Consider the following 15,869-nt stretch of genomic DNA (forward strand, 5'->3'; position numbering starts at 1 on the left):
GTGATCAGGAGCGGTGAGGGCCGGGTGGGCCGCTCGTCACTTCCAGGTGAGGCCCTTCTGAGCCGGGGAGGACAGGTTGTTGTACGGGTCGCCCCAGTACAGGGCGCCGGAGACCTTGGTCCCGGTCGGGGCCAGGGCCACGGCGCAGGAGTTCTGCGACTGGCCGTTGGTGAAGCCCTTCGGCAGCGACTCGTTCGGGCACTTCTCGAACTTGCCGGCGATCAGGAGGACGTCGGACTCGCTGCCGCCGTCGAGCAGGCCCTTCATGTGGCCGACGGAGGCGTAGGACAGGTCCGTGTTGCCGGTGTTCTTGACCGTGTAGCGGATGTAGAAGGGGGTCTTGCCCTTCACCTTGTCGGCGGCGATGTTCACCGAGGCCAGGTCGGACGGGTTGCCCGCGTCGATGCCGGTGACCGTGATGGCGAGCTGGCCGCCCTTGTTGCTGCCGTAGCTGAACGGGACGGTGGCCGCCTCGCCGATCTTGAAGGACTGGCCGGACTTGGCCACGGCGCCGCCGGCGGCACCGCCCGGGGCGGCGGAGGCGCCCGCCGAGCCGTCGTAGCCGCTCGCCGAGGAGCTGGGCGCCGCCGGGGAGACCGGCTGGGCCGAGGCGCCGGCGGACGCGGCGGCGGAGGGCGCGGCCGGAGCCGCCGGGGTCTCCTCGATGCCGTCCTTGCAGCCGGTCAGGACGAGGGTGCCGGCGACGGCGAGGCCGGCCGCGGCGAGGGTGGTCCTGCGCATGCTGTTGGTGCTCACTGTTCTTGTCCCCCATGACGGGGCACCGCCGAGCGCGGTGCCTGTGATCACCTTTGATAAGCCACGGATAAGCGTCCGGGCCAGCCCGGGAGCCCCTGCGGAGCGGCTGGCAGCAGTTTCGTGACATGCCCAAGACATACGTGTCCGGTCCGAGACCGGACCGGCCCCCCGGCCCGGGGTGTCAGCTGCGCAGCCGCAGCCCCCTCGGGGTGGCGTGGAAGCCCGCCGCCTCCAGGGCCGGACCCAGCGGGGAGGTCAGGGCCGCCGCCGCGTTGATCCGCTCCACCGTCAGCGCCGGCAGGGTGCCCGCGCGGGAGCCGGCGGCCAGCGCCGCCACGGCCGCCTCCAGCCGCGGATCCCCCGGCTCCGGCCAGGCCAGCAGGGTCTTGCCGCCGCGCTCCAGGTACACGGTCAGCTCCCCGTCGACCAGCACCACCAGGGAGCCCGCCTTGCGGCCCGGCTTGTGCGAGGCGCCCGCCGGGGGCTCCGGCCAGGGCAGGGCCGCCCCGTACGCGTTCGCCGGATCGGCGGCGGCCAGCACCACCGCGGCCAGCGGCGGGGGGTTCTTCTCGGCGGCCCGGAGCCGGTCCACGGCGCCGTCCATCGCGAACTGGGCCGCGCCCAGGCCCTCCACCACGTACCCCCGGCGGGCCTGGCCGCTGTCCTCGAACGCCGACAGCACCCGGTAGACGGCACTGAAGCCGCCCTCGACGCCCTCCGCCGCGACCGCCCCCCGGGTGACCACCCCGTGCCGGTCCAGCAGCGTGCGGGCCAGGGCGTGCGCCCGCTGGGTCGGATCGGGGGCCCGCTCGGGCAGCAGCGCCCAGCGGCCCGAGACCGTGGGCGGCCCGTTGCGCGACACCGTGGCGCTCAGGCTGCCGTACCGGCCGCGCGGCACCGTGCGCCGGGCGCGGTGCGCGGTGGCGCCCGCCGTACGGCCCGAGCCCAGCAGGGAGCGCAGCGGGGCCAGGGTGTCGTTCGTCAGCCGGCCCGACCAGGCCAGGTCCCACAGCACCTCGGAGAGCTCCAGGTCGGAGGCCTCCGGGTGGCGGGCCCGGACGGCCTGGGTGATCTGCCGGAAGAACAGGCCGTACCCGCCGGACAGGCTCTCCAGGACCGCCTGGTGCAGCGGGCCCGCCTCCAGCGGATGCGGCTCGGGCAGCAGCAGCGGCGCGGCGTCCGCCAGGTACAGGGAGATCCAGCCGTCCTTGCCCGGCAGCGCCCCCGCACCCGCCCACACCACCTCCCCGGTGCTGGTCAGCTCGTCCAGCAGCGTCGGCGAGTACCCGGCCACCCGCGAGGGCAGGACCAGCCGCTCCAGCGCCGAGGCCGGCACCGGCGCCCCCTGCAGCTGCTCCACGGCCCGGGCCAGGCCGTCGATCCCGCGCAGGGCCCCGCCCAGGTGCTGCCACTGGGGCAGGAAGGTGGCCAGCGAGGCCGGCGGGACCGGCTCCAGCTCCTGGCGCAGTGCCGCCAGCGAACGCCGCCGCAGCCTGCGCAGCACCGCCGCGTCGCACCACTCCTGGCCGATGCCCGCCGGATGGAACTCGCCCTGCACCACCCGGCCCGCCGCCGCGAGCCGGTGCAGCGCGCCCTCCGTCACCGCCGCGCCCAGGCCCAGGCGGGCGGCCACCACCGCAGTGGTGAACGGCCCGTGGGTGCGCGCGTACCGGGCCAGGAGATCGCCGAGCGGATCCTTGACCGGCTCCGTGAACGCCTCCGGCACCCCGACCGGCAGGGCCGTGCCCAGCGCGTCCCGCAGCCGGCCCGCGTCCTCGATCGCCGCCCAGTGCTCCGCGCCGCCGATCCGCACCCGGATCGCCCGCCGGGCCGCCTCCAGCTGCTGCGCCCAGGCCGGTTCGGCGCCGCGCGCGGCCAGTTCGGCGTCCGTCAGCGGGCCCAGCAGCCGCAGCAGGTCCGCCACCGACTCGGCGTCCTTCGCACGCCGGTCCTCCGTCAGCCACTGGAGCTCCCGCTCCAGCTCCTCCAGCACCTCCGCGTCCAGCAGCTCCCGCAGCTCCGCCTGGCCCAGCAGCTCGGCCAGCAGCCGGGAGTCCAGCGACAGCGCCGCCGCCCGCCGCTCGGCCAGCGGCGAGTCCCCCTCGTACAGGAACTGCGCGACGTACCCGAAGAGGAGGGAACGGGCGAACGGCGAGGGCTCCGGGGTGGTGACCTCGACCAGCCGGACCCGGCGCGCCTCGATGTCCCCCATCAGCTCGGTCAGGCCCGGTACGTCGAACACGTCCTGGAGGCACTCGCGCACGGCCTCCAGCACGATCGGGAAGGAACCGAACTCCGAGGCCACCTGGAGCAGTTGCGAGGCCCGCTGGCGCTGCTGCCACAGCGGGGTGCGCTTGCCCGGACTGCGGCGGGGCAGCAGCAGGGCGCGCGCCGCGCACTCGCGGAACCGGGAGGCGAACAGGGCCGACCCGCCGACCTGGTCGGTGACGATCCCCGAGACCTCGCCCTGGTCGAAGGCCACGTCGGCCGCGCCCAGCGGGGCCTGTTCGTCGTCGAACTCGAACGCCGCCGGCCGCGCCGGGTCGTGGTCGAGGAGGTCCATGGAGAGCAGGTCGGCGTCGGGCAGGCGGAGCACGATCCCGTCGTCGGCGTGCATCACCTGGGCGTCCATGCCGTACTTCTCGGCGAGGCGGGCGCCCAGCGCCAGCGCCCACGGGGCGTGCACCTGGGCGCCGAAGGGGGAGTGGACGACGACCCGCCAGTCGCCGAGCTCGTCCCGGAACCGCTCGACCAGGATGGTCCGGTCGTCCGGGACGTGCCCGCAGGCCTCCCGCTGCTCCGCCAGGTAGGCGAGCACGTTGTCCGCGGCCCAGCCGTCCAGGCCCGCCGCCAGCAGCCGCAGCCGGGCGTCCTCGTCGGGGAGCGCGCCGAGCTCCCGCAGGAACGCGCCGACCGCGCGGCCCAGTTCCAGGGGGCGGCCCAGCTGGTCGCCCTTCCAGAACGGCAGCCGGCCCGGCACCCCGGGCGCGGGGGTGACCAGGACCCGGTCACGGGTGATGTCCTCGATCCGCCAGGAGGTGGTGCCCAGGGTGAACACGTCGCCCACGCGGGACTCGTACACCATCTCCTCGTCCAGCTCGCCGACCCGGCCCCCGCCCTTCTTCGGGTCCGCCCCGGCCAGGAACACCCCGAACAGCCCGCGGTCCGGGATGGTGCCCCCGGAGGTGACCGCCAGGCGCTGCGCCCCGGGCCGCCCCGTGATCGTCCCGGCGACCCGGTCCCACACCACGCGCGGTCTGAGCTCCGCGAACGCGTCCGACGGATAGCGGCCCGCCAGCATGTCCAGCACCGAGGTGAACGCCGACTCCGGCAGCGCCGCGAAGGGCGCCGCCCGCCGCACCAGCGCCAGCAGCTCGTCCAGCTGCCAGGTGTCCATGGCGGTCATCGCCACCACCTGCTGGGCGAGCACGTCCAGCGGGTTGGAGGGGATCCGCAGCGACTCGATCGCCCCGGTCCGCATCCGCTCGGTGACCACGGCCGCCTGCACCAGGTCCCCCCGGTACTTGGGGAAGACCACACCCGTGGAGACCGCGCCCACCTGGTGCCCGGCCCGGCCCACGCGCTGGAGCCCCGACGCCACCGACGGCGGCGACTCCACCTGCACCACCAGGTCCACCGCGCCCATGTCGATGCCGAGCTCCAGGCTGGAAGTGGCGACCACGGCGGGCAGCCGGCCCGCCTTCAGGTCCTCCTCGACCAGCGCACGCTGCTCCTTGGACACCGAACCGTGGTGCGCGCGGGCCAGCAGCGGCGGGGCGCCCAGCGCGGCGCCCGACTGGGCCATGATCTCCGCCGGGGGCGGTGCGCCCTCGGCGAGCGGTGCGCCCGTGGCCCGCTCGTGGGCGATCTCGTTGAGCCGGTTGCACAGCCGCTCCGCGAGGCGGCGGGAGTTGGCGAACACGATCGTGGAACGGTGGGCCTGCACCAGGTCCGCGATCCGCTCCTCCACATGGGGCCAGATCGACGGCTTGTCGCCGCCCTCCCGGCCCTCCGTCGCCGGGGAGCCTCCCAACTCGCCCATGTCCTCGACCGGGACGACCACCGACAGGTCGAACTCCTTGGACGAGGGCGGCTGCACGATCTCCACCCGGCCGCGCGGCGCCAGGTAGCGGGCGACCTCCTCCACCGGCCGGACCGTCGCCGACAGCCCGATCCGGCGGGCCGGACGCGGCAGCAGCTCGTCCAGCCGCTCCAGGGACAGCGCCAGATGGGCACCGCGCTTGGTCCCTGCGACCGCGTGCACCTCGTCCAGGATCACCGTCTCCACCCCCGACAGCGCCTCCCGCGCGGCCGAGGTCAGCATCAGGAACAGCGACTCCGGCGTGGTGATCAGGATGTCCGGCGGGCGCGTCGCCAGCGCCCGCCGCTCGGCGGCCGGGGTGTCGCCCGAGCGGATCCCCACCCGGACGTCCGGCTCGGGCAGCCCCAGCCGGGCCGACTCCTGCCGGATCCCCGTCAGCGGACTGCGCAGGTTCCGCTCCACGTCCACGGCCAGCGCCTTCAGCGGCGACACGTACAGCACCCGGCACCGCTTGCGCGCCTCGGCCGGCGGCGGCTCGGAGGCGAGCCGGTCCAGGGCGGCGAGGAAGGCGGCCAGGGTCTTGCCGGACCCCGTCGGCGCCACCACCAGCACGTCCGAGCCCTCCCCGATGGCCCGCCAGGCGCCCTCCTGCGCGGAGGTGGGCGTACGGAAGGCCCCCGTGAACCACGACCGGGTCGCGGGGGAGAACGAGTCGAGCGCAGCGCCTGCCATGCCCCCATCGTGCACCCCGCCTCTGACAACCGGGCCCGACCTGCGCAAACGCCCCGCCGGGCCGGGGCGCAGAATGAGGACATGGGGACGGACGGCGGGCGCGGCCGAGGGCGCGGCGAATGGGCACGGCACTGGCAGTACGAGCAACTGCCCGGCCTGGACCTGCTGCGCGCCCACTACGTGCGCCACACCTTCCCGCGCCACGCCCACGACGGGTACGTCATCGCAGCCGTCACCGGCGGCATCGAGGAGATCGGCCTGCCCGGCGGCACCGTACGGGCCGGGCCGGGCAGCGTGGTGCTGATCAACCCGGAGGTCGCGCACACCGCCCGCGCCGGGGTTCCCGAGGGCTGGGCGTACGCCACCCTCTACTCCCCGCGCGAGCTGATCGCCGAGGTCGCCGCCGAGATCGCCACCCCGCGCGGCACCCCCGGCTTCACCACCGACATGGTCGCCGACGCGCAGGGCGCACGGGCCATCACCGAGGTCCACCGCGCCGCCGAGGCCGGGAACGCGCTGGCCGCCGACAGCCTGCTGCGGGGCGTGGTGGCCCGGATGCTCAGCCGGCACGCGGGCCCGCTGCCCGCCCGTCCGGTGCGCGGCGCGGGCGCCGCCGACGCCGAACGGGCCCGGAACGTGCTGGAGGAGCGGATGGCCGCGCCGCCCTCGCTGGAGCAGCTCGCGGCCGAGCTCGGCACCAGCCCCTTCGCGCTGCTGCGCGCCTTCCGGGAGCGGTACGGGATGCCCCCGCACACCTGGCTGACCGACGCCCGCGTCCGCAGGGCGCGCCGCCTGCTCGACGCGGGGACCCCGCCCGCCGAGGCCGCCGTCACCGTCGGCTTCACCGACCAGCCGCACCTGAACCGGCACTTCACCCGCATCGTCGGAGTCCCGCCGGGCGCCTACCGGAGGGAGCGCGCCGGTTAGGCTCCCGCCCATGGACACCGGGGGACTGCTGGACCTGTACGAGACGAGGGTGCGGGGGCGGGTGCCCGAACCGCCGCCGGTCGGGGCGGTGGTGTGCCACGACGGGCCGCTCGTGCGCACCCACTACGGCACCCACGGCACCGTCGGCCACGCCCCGCTCACCGGCCCGCTGCCGCCCGGGCTGGTGCGCCGCCAGGCGGAGGCCTTCGCCGCCCGCCGCGAGGGCGCCCGCTGGAAGGTCCACGGCCACGACCCGGCGGGCCTGGCCGGGGAACTGGAGGCGGCCGGGTTCGAGCCCGGCCCCGAGCGGTCGGTCCTGGTCGCCGCCTTCGACGGGCTCGCCCCGCCCCAGGGCCCGCCCGCCGACGTGCGCTCCCTGGGCGCCTGGGAGGCCGATCCCGCCTGGTGGCCGCGGCTGCGGGAGCTGGCCGCCGTCTGCGGGCCGCACCCCGACCCGCTGGAGGAGTTCGAGACCGAAGCCGCCTGGTGCGGCGGCTGGGGCGACGCGGCCGTGGTCCTGGAGGACGGCCGCGTCGCAGCCGCCGGCTGGGCGCGGGTGGTGCCCGGCACGGACGTCGTCGCCGTCGGCGGGCTGACCTCGGCCCCGGCCGCGGCCGGCCTGGTCCGCAGCTGGCGGGGGCTCGGGGCGATGTACCGGTACGAGGGCGCCCGGTACTGCTGCGCCGAGGCCGCGGGGGAGACGCGTACGGCCCTGCTCGCGGCCGGGTTCACCGAGGTGGCGACCGTACGCACCTTCACCCTGACCCCCGAGGGTGCTCCGGGCGCGACGGCCCGCCCCGTGCTGGGCTTCGGCGGAGCACGGCAGCACGCGCTGTGGGACCGGCTGCGGGGGGAGTTCGGCTTCCGCACCAAGGTCGTGGAGATGCCCGGCTTCGCCCCGCCCGCCCCGGCCGCCACCTGGCCGCTCGGCGACCCCGTCGAGGAGCACACCCGCCCGGTGGAGCGGGCCGTACGGCGCGCACTGACCGCCGCCACCGCACCGGGGGACCGGCTGTACTGGATGGACTGGCAGCACCCCTGCTACGACTTCGACCCGCACCGGGCCGGCCGGCCCGGACAGCCGCCATGGCCGGGCCGGGCCTTCCCGGACGGCGACTTCTACCTCTACCTCGACCCGGAGCTGCGCTTCGGCACCTTCGGACACCCCTGGGAGCCCAGCCTGACGGTGTTCGGGGCCCCGCTGCTCGCGGCCGCCGGGCCGGAGCTGACCAGGCTCCTGGGGGACCCGGTGCGCCGGCGGGACTGAGCCGGGTGTCCGGCGGCCGCCGCCGGAGCGCGCAAGAACGTACAAGACCCGGCCGGCCCTCCCCGCCTACGTTCGGGGCGTGGGAGAACATCGGATGGTTATACAAGAGGCCCCCGGCGAGGCCCCCGGCGTGGTCGAAGGCCGGCCGCGGGCCGCCGTCGTACGGGATTCGCTCGGGGTGGGCGTGGCCGTCGGGCTGTCGGGGTTCGCGTTCGGGGTGACCGCGGCCGGGGCCGGGATCAGCACGCTCCAGGCCTGCGTGCTGAGCCTGCTCGTCTTCACCGGCGCCTCGCAGTTCGCGCTGGTCGGAGCGCTCGCGGCGGGCGGGAACCCGTTCACCGCCGCCGCCGGGGCCTTCTTCCTCGGCACCCGCAACGCCTTCTACGGGCTGCGGCTGTCCCAGCTGCTGGCCCTCCCGAAGGCCGTACGGCCCCTCGCCGCGCACTGGGTCATCGACGAGACCACCGCCGTGGCCCTGGCGCAGCCCGACCGCAGGTCGGCCCGGCTCGGCTTCACCGTGACCGGGCTCGCCCTCTACGTGCTGTGGAACCTCACCACCCTGCTGGGCGCGCTCGGCGCCGAGGCCATCGGCGACACCGCCGCCTGGGGGCTGGACGCCGCCGGACCTGCGGTGTTCCTCGCCCTGCTCGCGCCGATGCTCAAGGGCGCCACCGAGCGGGCCGTCGCCGCCCTCGCCCTGGTGCTGGGGCTCGGCTTCCTGCCGGTGCTGCCGGCCGGGGTGCCCGTACTGATCGCCGCGCTGGCCGCGCCCGCGGTGCTGTGGATGAAGGGCCGCCGGTCGCCCGAGGGAGAGCGCTCGTGAACGTCTGGATCGCCATCGGACTCACCGTCGCCGGCTGCTACGCCGTCAAGCTCGCCGGACTGCTCGTGCCCGCCGGGGCCCTGGAACGCCCCGCCGTGCGCCGGCTCTCCGCCCTGCTGCCCGTCGCCCTGCTCGCCGCGCTCACCGCCCAGCAGACCTTCAGCACCGGCCAGGAGCTGGTCCTCGACGCCCGCGCCGCGGGGCTCGCCGCCGCCGGGGTCGCGCTGCTGCTGCGCGCCCCGTTCCTGCTGGTCGTCGGCGCCGCCGTGGCCGTCACCGCGGCCGTCCGGGCCCTGGGAGGCTGACCCCGCCGGCCCCGGCCGGGGCGGACCCGATCGGCCGTCCGTACGCCCGCAGGGTCAGCAGGGCCTCCAGGGTGGCGATCGGCCGCCGCTCCAGCGAGCTGCCCGGCGCCCAGGCCCGGCGGTGCACCGGCCAGCCGCCGTCGGGCTGCTGCTCCGCCGCGAGGAAGTCCAGCGAGCGCCGCATCTCCTCGTCGGTGAACCAGCCGCGGGCCAGCGACTCCGGCCGCCGCGCGTAGTCGTACGGGAACAGCTGCTCGCCCGGTGCGTAGCCGGGGGCGGTCGGGTACTCCGCGCGCCGGTCCGGTTCGAGCACCGCCAGCCGCCGCTCGCGCACCAGCCGGCCCAGCCGGTCCGCGGCCGCCGCGGCGCGGGCCCGGTCGGGGGCGCCGTCGAGGAAGGCCACCGCGCTCTGGACCTCGTACGGGTGGGTCTGGCGCAGCGTCTCGACCCGCTCCCAGCAGAAGTCCGTGGCCCGGAACAGCCAGGCGTGCCAGATCCGGTTGCGGTGCAGCACCCCGACGACCGGGCCCGTGGTGAGCAGCGTCCCCGGAGGGTCGTCGCACACCGGGTGGTACGGGGCGGCGGGATAGTCCCGGGGGCCGGCCAGGACCAGCGGGAGCGCGCCCTCCGGGGTGGAGACCCGGGTCAGGTGGCGGCAGAGCCGCTCGATGCGCTGACCGGAGCACCGGCCGAGGGCGTCGAGGATCCGCAGGGCGTGCGCGGTGTGCAGGGGCTGGCTCAGCGGGCCGCGCAGGTCGGGGTCGAGCGCGTGCCCGTAGCCCCCGTCCTCGCCGAGGTAGGAGCCGAGGGCGGCGTCGACCGGGTCGGGATCCCCGCCGAGGAAGTGGAACGCGAACCGCCGCTGCTCCAGCACCCGGGCCGTGAGCCAGGTGAACCGCTCGGCGCGGGCCAGCGGGCCGGGCGCGGGGGTGGAGGGGGCGGAGGTGGCCGTCGGGCCCGGTGGGGCCGGGGCGGGAGCTTCGTCTCCAGGCATGCGTGACACCGTAGGGCGCGCGCACGGGGGTGCAGGGGAGCAACGGGGCGGGTGCACTCTCCGGGGCGGGATACTGGTGGCATGCGGTTGACGATTTTCTGGGAGCGGATGGCCGAGCACTTCGGCGCGGGCTACGCGGACTCCTTCGCCCGGGACCACGTGATGGCCGAACTGGGCGGGCGCACCGTCCACCAGGCGCTGGACGAGGGCTGGGAGACCAAGGACGTGTGGCGCGCGGTGTGTTCGGCGATGGACGTGCCGGCCTCGCTGCGCTGAGGCGGCCCCGCCGCGCCGGCGCGGTCCCGGACCGGCGCACTGCCGCGGGCCGCGGGCCGTCCGGGCGCCGGGCGGCTTCGTGGTCCGGGCGGCGGTTGGGACAGACTGGACGGCGTGGCAGCAACAGAAGAGACGAACGGCCGGACGGCGGGCGCGACGGCCGGTGAACAGACGGCCGGTGAAGCGGCGGCCGGTGAACAGCCGGCAGGTGAACCGGCCGGCGGTGAACCGGCGGGCCCGTCGGGTGGTTCCGCGGACGGCGCACCCGCGGCCCCCGCGGGTGCGGGAGCCGTCCCGCCCGGGACCGCCCCGGCCGCGGGAGAGGCGCGGATGCCGCGCTGGCTGCCGCGCGCGGTGGTCCTCGTACTGGCCCTGGTGGCCTGCTTCCAGCTCGGCAGCTGGGCCTTCCACCAGCTGATCGGGCTGCTGGTCAACATCCTGATCGCGTTCTTCCTCGCGCTCGCCATCGAACCGGCCGTGGCCAGGATGGCGGCCCGCGGCATGCGCCGCGGGCTCGCCGCCTTCCTGGTCTTCCTGGGCGTGTTCGCCGCGGGTGCGGGCTTCCTCGCGATGCTCGGATCGATGCTCGCCGGGCAGATCATCGACATGGTCGAGGGCTTCCCGGGATACCTCGACTCGGTGATCGACTCGATCAACCGGACCTTCCACACCGATTTCTCCCGGCTGGAGATCCAGGACAGCCTGCTGCACTCCCAGTGGCTCCAGAAGTACGTGCAGAACAGCGCCACCGGTGTGCTCGACGTGTCCGCCACTGTGCTCGGCGGGCTCTTCAAGCTCCTGACGATCTTCCTGTTCTCCTTCTACTTCGCCGCCGACGGGCCCAGGCTGCGGCGCGCGCTGTGTTCCGTGCTGCCGCCCGCCAAGCAGCGGGAGGTGCTGCGGGCCTGGGAGATCGCCGTGGCGAAGACCGGCGGCTACCTGTACTCGCGCGGGCTGATGGCGCTGATCTCCGGCATCGCGCACTACGTCGTGTTCGTACTGCTCGACGTGCCGTACGCGCCCGCCCTCGCCGTGTGGGTGGGGCTGGTCTCCCAGTTCATCCCCACCATCGGCACCTACCTGGCGGGCGCGCTGCCGATGCTGATCGCCTTCACCGTCAACCCCTGGTACGCGCTGTACGTCCTCGGATTCGTGGTGGTCTACCAGCAGTTCGAGAACTACGTCCTGCAGCCGAAGCTGACCTCCAGGACCGTGGACATCCACCCCGCGGTGGCCTTCGGCTCGGTCATCGCGGGCACCGCCCTGCTGGGCGCGGTTGGGGCGCTCATCGCGATCCCGGCCGTCGCCACCCTGCAGGCCTTCCTCGGCGCGTACGTGAAGCGGTACGAGCTGACGGGCGCGGCGGCCGAGGAGGCTACTGAGCTCCGTCCCCGCCGAGTACGGCTGCGAGGACTTCGGTGACGGTCGCCTCGGCGGCCGCCTTGTCGAGGCCGGCGGCGCTGAGCGGACCCTCGCCGTTCTCCAGCTCCAGGAGCGCGAGCAGGATGTGCTCGGTGCCGACGTAGCCGTGGCCCAGGCGCAGGGCCTCGCGGAAGGTGAGCTCCAGGACCTTCTTGGCGTTCGCGTCGAAGGGGACGAGCTCGGGGACCTCCGGCTGGGCCGGGGGGAGGGCGGCGGTCGCGGCGGTGCGCAGGTCCTCCGGGGAGACGCCGCCTGAGGCGAAGACATGTGCCGCCAGGCCCTCGGTCTCGCCGAGCAGGCCGAGCAGCAGGTGCTCGGTGCGGATCTCGGCGTTCCCGGCGGCGCGGGCCTCGTTCTGCGCGGACATGACCACGTTGCGGGCGCGGGGGGTGAAGCGGCCGAAGCCCGCGTTCGGGTCGAGGCCCGGGTCTCCGTCCTTGTCCGCCTTGGGGACGAAGCGCTTCTGGGCCGCCTGGCGGGTGACGCCCATGCTGCGGCCGATGTCGGTCCAGGAGGCGCCGGAGCGGCGGGCCTGGTCGACGAAGTGGCCGATGAGGTGGTCGGCCACGTCGCCGAGGTGTTCGGCGGCGACGACGGCGTCGCTGAGCTGGTCGAGGGTGTCGGAGTGGACCTTCTTGATGGCCTCGATCAGGTCGTCGAGGCGTACCGGATTGGTCATGCGAACGGGTTCCACCGAAGGGTTCGTCATGAGTGCAACCCTAGGTTGACACCCCGAGGGTGTCAACCGATGGTTGTCACTCGGCCGCCAGGGGTGCCGGGCCGCGCCGGGCCGCGCGCGGATCGCGTATGCGTGTATGCGCGTATAGGAGCGTGATGCGGAGGGTGCGTAGACCTGGCCCCCATGAGTGTGGACACGAGTGACACGCGTACGGGCCGTGCCGCGAAGGCGGTCGGCCGTGCCCGCCCGGCCCTCCCGAACGCGCTGGCGGGACGCGCCCCGGCGCCCGCGTCGCCCGCCCGGACCACCGCCCTGCACAGCGGCGGGGTCGCGGCGGCCGCGCTGCTGGCGCTCGTCGGGATCGGTGCGCTGCTGCACGAGCCGGTGCTGATCCCGCCGATCGCGGCGAGCGCGGCGATCGTCTGCGGGGTGCCCGCGCTGCCGCTGGCCCAGCCGCGCAGCGTCGTCGCAGGGCACCTGCTGTGCGCGGCGGTGGGCTATCTCGGGCTGGCCCTGCTGGGGGGCGCGCCGTGGGTGGCGGCGCTCGGGGCGGGGGTGGCGGTGGGGGCGATGACCCTGGCCCGGACCCCGCATTCGCCGGCGGCGGCGACCACCGTGGTGGTGGTGCTCCAGGCGCCGGATCCGGTGGTGTTCGTACCGCTGCTGGCCGGGGCGGCGCTGCTGCTGGTGCTGGCCGGGACGGCCGCCTCGCGGGCCCGGCGGGGGGCGGTCCGCTACCCCGTGTACTGGTGGTGAGCCGGCGGGCCCGGCGGCGGAGGGGGCTGGGGACGGGTCCCCTCCGCCGCCGGGCCGTCAGGCGTCAGGCGGTGGGCTGGTTCTGACCCGTCAGCAGGCCGAGCAGCTGGTCCATCTCGCCGCGCCAGATGCGGTGCACGTTCATCCGGGTCGGTGCGGCCTGGCCGGGGAGCTGCATGCGGAAGGAGCTCCAGACGGCGTTGCGCTTGACCTCGGTGATGCTGCCGACGGCCTCGGCGGGGGATATCGCGAAGACGATCTCCTGGGGGCGGTTGCTCATCCGGCTCGCCTTGTGGAGCACCACGGCCTGCTCGGTGACGGTGACGAAGTAGTAGGAGAGGAATGCCTGGCCGATGAGGCCGAGCATGCTCATCAGCCACACGCTGGGGCCGGCGATGGCCTGGATCGTGACGATGGGCTTGTCGGTGGGGTTGGCCTGGGCGAGGGCTTCTGCCACCTGCTGCTGGATCGTGGCCTTCTTGATGGCCATGGGTCCTCCTGAGCGGAATTTCACGGCCCCCGTCGTCGGGGGCACCGCAGAGTACCGGCCTTCCAGGGGCGGTTTAATGCCAGCCCGGGGCGGCGGCCCATGCGCCCCGGTATGGGCACCGGCGCCCGCCTCGTGGGGTGTTGGAATGGTTGATTCCGGATGTGCCGCCGGCCGCCCCGGCGGGCGCGCCGCCCAACCGGGAAGGCCCTCTTGTGGGTTGGGGCCCATGGTTTGAGAATGCGCATGACAACCGGAAGATCTTCGGTCCGTCGCATCCTTCACCAGAGGGGACCCCCCACATGAACAAGCCTCTCGCCGCCGTCGCGCTCTCCTTACTCCTGACCGGAGTGGCGGCCGCCCCTGCCATGGCCTCGGCCTCCGACACCACCCCCGCCGTCGCGGTCACCTACGCGGGCACGGTCGCGCTCAGCAACTGCTCCGGCTCCGTCGTCCGCACCCCCAACTCCCAGCCCGGCGACCCCGCACTCGTCCTGTCCAACGGGCACTGCCTGGAGACCGGCTTCCCGGCGGCCGGCGAAGTCCTCGTCAACCGGGCGTCCGGCCGCACGTTCTCCCTGCTCAACGCCTCCGGCTCGAAGGTCGCGACGCTGCGCGCCAGCAAGATCGCGTACGGCACGATGACGGACACGGACGTCTCGCTCTACCAGCTGACCAAGACGTACGCGCAGATCCAGAGCCAGTACGGGATAGCCGCCCTGACCCTCAACGACGCCCACCCGGTGCAGGGTTCGTCCATCAAGGTCGTCTCCGGGTACTGGAAGCGCACCTACAGCTGCAGCGTCGACGGGTTCGCGTACCGCCTCAAGGAGGGCGCCTGGACCTGGAAGGACTCGGTCCGCTACACCTCGTCCTGCAACACCATCGGCGGCACGTCCGGCTCGCCGGTGATCGACACGACGACGGGCAAGGTCGTCGCCGTCAACAACACGGGCAACGAGGACGGCCAGCGCTGCACGGACAACAACCCGTGCGAGGTGGACGAGAGCGGCAACGTGACGGTCCGCCAGGGCATCAACTACGCCCAGCAGACCTACACCCTCGTCCCGTGCATCGGCCCCGGCAACCAGATCGACCTGAACCGCCCCGGCTGCACCCTGCCCAAGCCGTAACCCCCGCCCGGCGCCGGGGCCCGTACGCGGGGCGGGCCCCGGTCAGGGTGTGGGCGAGGCCCCGGTCAGGGACATCCACTGCCGGACGGTCTCCTGGTGGGAGCCGGCCGCCGTGCCCGCCGCCACCGCCGCCGCGGCGGCGTCCCCGGCCGGGCACGGCGCCCCCGCGCGGGCCAGCAGGACGAGCGGCCACCCGGGGCCCGGGCCCGGCGGCGCCCCGTCGAACGGCACCCAGTCCCAAGGCCCCTCGAACCGCCACGCCCGGCCCGCGGCGTCGCCGACCTCGTCACCCGGCTCCAGGAACGCGTACGGGCGCATCAGCAGCTCGTAGGAGTACGGGATCCCGTTCTCCGGGTGCAGGCCGTACCCCCAGCCGTCGAGATGGCTGCCGTCCGGGAACTCCCGGTAGGACAGCCCGCGCGGCAGCACGCACACGGTCGTCCCGGGACGCGGCAGCCAGCCCGTCTCCTGCGGGGGGTCGTGCCGCCCGACCCACGTCACGTGCACCACCGTCGGCGGCACTCCGACCAGGCAGGCGTCCCCCGCCGCCAGGTGCTCGGGCGCCGGCTCGGTCCGGAACAGCTCCACCTCGCCCTCGGGCACGACGGACCGCTCCGTATCCACCCCCAGGGCGACGACCCCGTTCCAGCGGTGGAAATCACTGCCGGTGTCGATGCCCCACCACGGCCAACGCACGGACACGCAACCGTGCCGCACACCCTGCTCGACCACGGCCGGCGTGAAGGGACACGCGACCGACACCACGTCCCCGACCCGGAAGCCGGTCTCCCTCTCGTACGTCACCGCGCCAGGCTAGGTCCCGCCACCGACAGCGCCCGCCGGCCCTCCCGCGTGCGGCCGGGGCCCCGGCAACCATCGCGCCGCCGCCGGAGTCTTCTCCACCGGGCCCCGCGTCGCGGGGCGACGGACACAGGGCGGGGAGGCATCGTGCGGGTCCGCAGGGCAGTGAAGGCCGTCGGGGACTTCGTGATCGAGACGACGGGGGAGTTCGTCGGCGAGGCGATCCTCAGCCTGCTCGCCTGCGCCCTGCTCGGCTGCCTGGCGCTGGCCGCCTACCTGAGCTGGTCCTTCAGCCCGCGCCTGACCGTCGCGGGGGCCGGACTGCTGGGCCTGTTCCTCGCCTACGGCGCCTGGCGGACCTTTCGGGACCCGGCGAAGGGCCGCCCCCGGGGCCTCGCCGCCGTCGCGGCGGCCGGCTTCGTCCTGGCCGCCGCGAAGGCGTGCTTCCTGCTGCTGTACGGGAGTGGAT

General features: G+C 75.0%; 15 protein-coding genes. 9 read left to right on the plus strand and 6 right to left on the minus strand.

The annotated features are described in order from the left end of the window. Positions 1–36: 36 nt before the first annotated feature. Positions 37–756: a hypothetical protein gene (locus AC07A6_RS33865; RefSeq protein ID WP_478779673.1), complete on the minus strand. Its 720-nt coding sequence runs from the start codon at positions 754–756 to the stop codon at positions 37–39. Positions 757–937: 181 nt separating this feature from the next. Beyond that, on the minus strand, positions 938–5,530 hold the full coding sequence (locus AC07A6_RS33870; protein ID WP_478779674.1) for an ATP-dependent helicase: 4,593 nt from the start codon (positions 5,528–5,530) through the stop codon (positions 938–940). Between the two features lie 81 nt (positions 5,531–5,611). Between AC07A6_RS33870 and AC07A6_RS33875 the strand changes: the two genes are divergently transcribed. The 4 genes from AC07A6_RS33875 to AC07A6_RS33890 all read left to right on the plus strand — a co-directional run bounded on the left by AC07A6_RS33875 (position 5,612) and on the right by AC07A6_RS33890 (position 8,852). Next, positions 5,612–6,457 (plus strand): AraC family transcriptional regulator, encoded by an 846-nt coding sequence (locus tag AC07A6_RS33875; protein WP_478779675.1) that lies wholly within the window; start codon positions 5,612–5,614, stop codon positions 6,455–6,457. Positions 6,458–6,467: 10 nt separating this feature from the next. Next, the gene (locus tag AC07A6_RS33880) at positions 6,468–7,724 is read left to right on the plus strand and encodes a DUF2716 domain-containing protein (protein WP_478779676.1); all 1,257 of its coding nucleotides are present in this window, start codon (positions 6,468–6,470) and stop codon (positions 7,722–7,724) included. Positions 7,725–7,818: 94 nt separating this feature from the next. Next, positions 7,819–8,547, plus strand: a complete 729-nt coding sequence (locus AC07A6_RS33885; RefSeq protein WP_478779677.1) for an AzlC family ABC transporter permease — start codon at positions 7,819–7,821, stop codon at positions 8,545–8,547. Next, positions 8,544–8,852, plus strand: a complete 309-nt coding sequence (locus tag AC07A6_RS33890; RefSeq protein WP_478779678.1) for an AzlD domain-containing protein — start codon at positions 8,544–8,546, stop codon at positions 8,850–8,852. Before AC07A6_RS33885 ends, AC07A6_RS33890 begins: the two co-directional genes overlap by 4 nt. Here the strand turns inward: AC07A6_RS33890 and AC07A6_RS33895 are convergent. After that, on the minus strand, positions 8,821–9,846 hold the full coding sequence (locus AC07A6_RS33895) for a hypothetical protein (protein WP_362469374.1): 1,026 nt from the start codon (positions 9,844–9,846) through the stop codon (positions 8,821–8,823). The genes AC07A6_RS33890 and AC07A6_RS33895 overlap by 32 nt on opposite strands. An 81-nt stretch (positions 9,847–9,927) precedes the next feature. Here AC07A6_RS33895 and AC07A6_RS33900 point away from each other — a divergent pair, with 81 nt between their 5' ends. Further along, positions 9,928–10,122, plus strand: coding sequence for a DUF3046 domain-containing protein (locus AC07A6_RS33900; RefSeq protein ID WP_125605242.1), 195 nt, complete (start codon positions 9,928–9,930; stop codon positions 10,120–10,122). A 330-nt stretch (positions 10,123–10,452) separates the two neighbouring features. After that, a complete protein-coding gene (locus AC07A6_RS33905) occupies positions 10,453–11,544 on the plus strand; it encodes an AI-2E family transporter (protein ID WP_478779686.1) in 1,092 nt (363 codons plus the stop codon). Here the strand turns inward: AC07A6_RS33905 and AC07A6_RS33910 are convergent. Next, complete coding sequence (locus AC07A6_RS33910) at positions 11,498–12,253, minus strand: Clp protease N-terminal domain-containing protein (RefSeq protein ID WP_362469378.1); 756 nt, start codon at positions 12,251–12,253, stop codon at positions 11,498–11,500. The genes AC07A6_RS33905 and AC07A6_RS33910 overlap by 47 nt on opposite strands. A gap of 153 nt (positions 12,254–12,406) precedes the next feature. Between AC07A6_RS33910 and AC07A6_RS33915 the strand changes: the two genes are divergently transcribed. Next, positions 12,407–12,979, plus strand: coding sequence for an HPP family protein (locus tag AC07A6_RS33915; RefSeq protein WP_478779679.1), 573 nt, complete (start codon positions 12,407–12,409; stop codon positions 12,977–12,979). 64 nt (positions 12,980–13,043) lie between these two features. Here the strand turns inward: AC07A6_RS33915 and AC07A6_RS33920 are convergent, their stop codons facing one another. Beyond that, positions 13,044–13,469, minus strand: coding sequence for a hypothetical protein (locus AC07A6_RS33920; protein WP_125818604.1), 426 nt, complete (start codon positions 13,467–13,469; stop codon positions 13,044–13,046). Positions 13,470–13,768: 299 nt separating this feature from the next. Between AC07A6_RS33920 and AC07A6_RS33925 the strand changes: the two genes are divergently transcribed. Next, entirely contained in the window at positions 13,769–14,599 is an 831-nt protein-coding gene (locus AC07A6_RS33925) for a S1 family peptidase (protein WP_478779680.1), read from the plus strand. A gap of 42 nt (positions 14,600–14,641) precedes the next feature. Here AC07A6_RS33925 and AC07A6_RS33930 read toward each other — a convergent pair whose 3' ends face one another. Continuing rightward, positions 14,642–15,403 (minus strand): hypothetical protein, encoded by a 762-nt coding sequence (locus tag AC07A6_RS33930; RefSeq protein WP_478779681.1) that lies wholly within the window; start codon positions 15,401–15,403, stop codon positions 14,642–14,644. A gap of 144 nt (positions 15,404–15,547) precedes the next feature. Between AC07A6_RS33930 and AC07A6_RS33935 the strand changes: the two genes are divergently transcribed. Continuing rightward, on the plus strand, positions 15,548–15,869 hold a 322-nt coding region (locus AC07A6_RS33935; protein WP_478779682.1), incomplete at its 3' end, for a lysine transporter LysE.

The sequence above is a fragment of the Streptomyces sp. NPDC044002 genome (assembly GCF_056434525.1).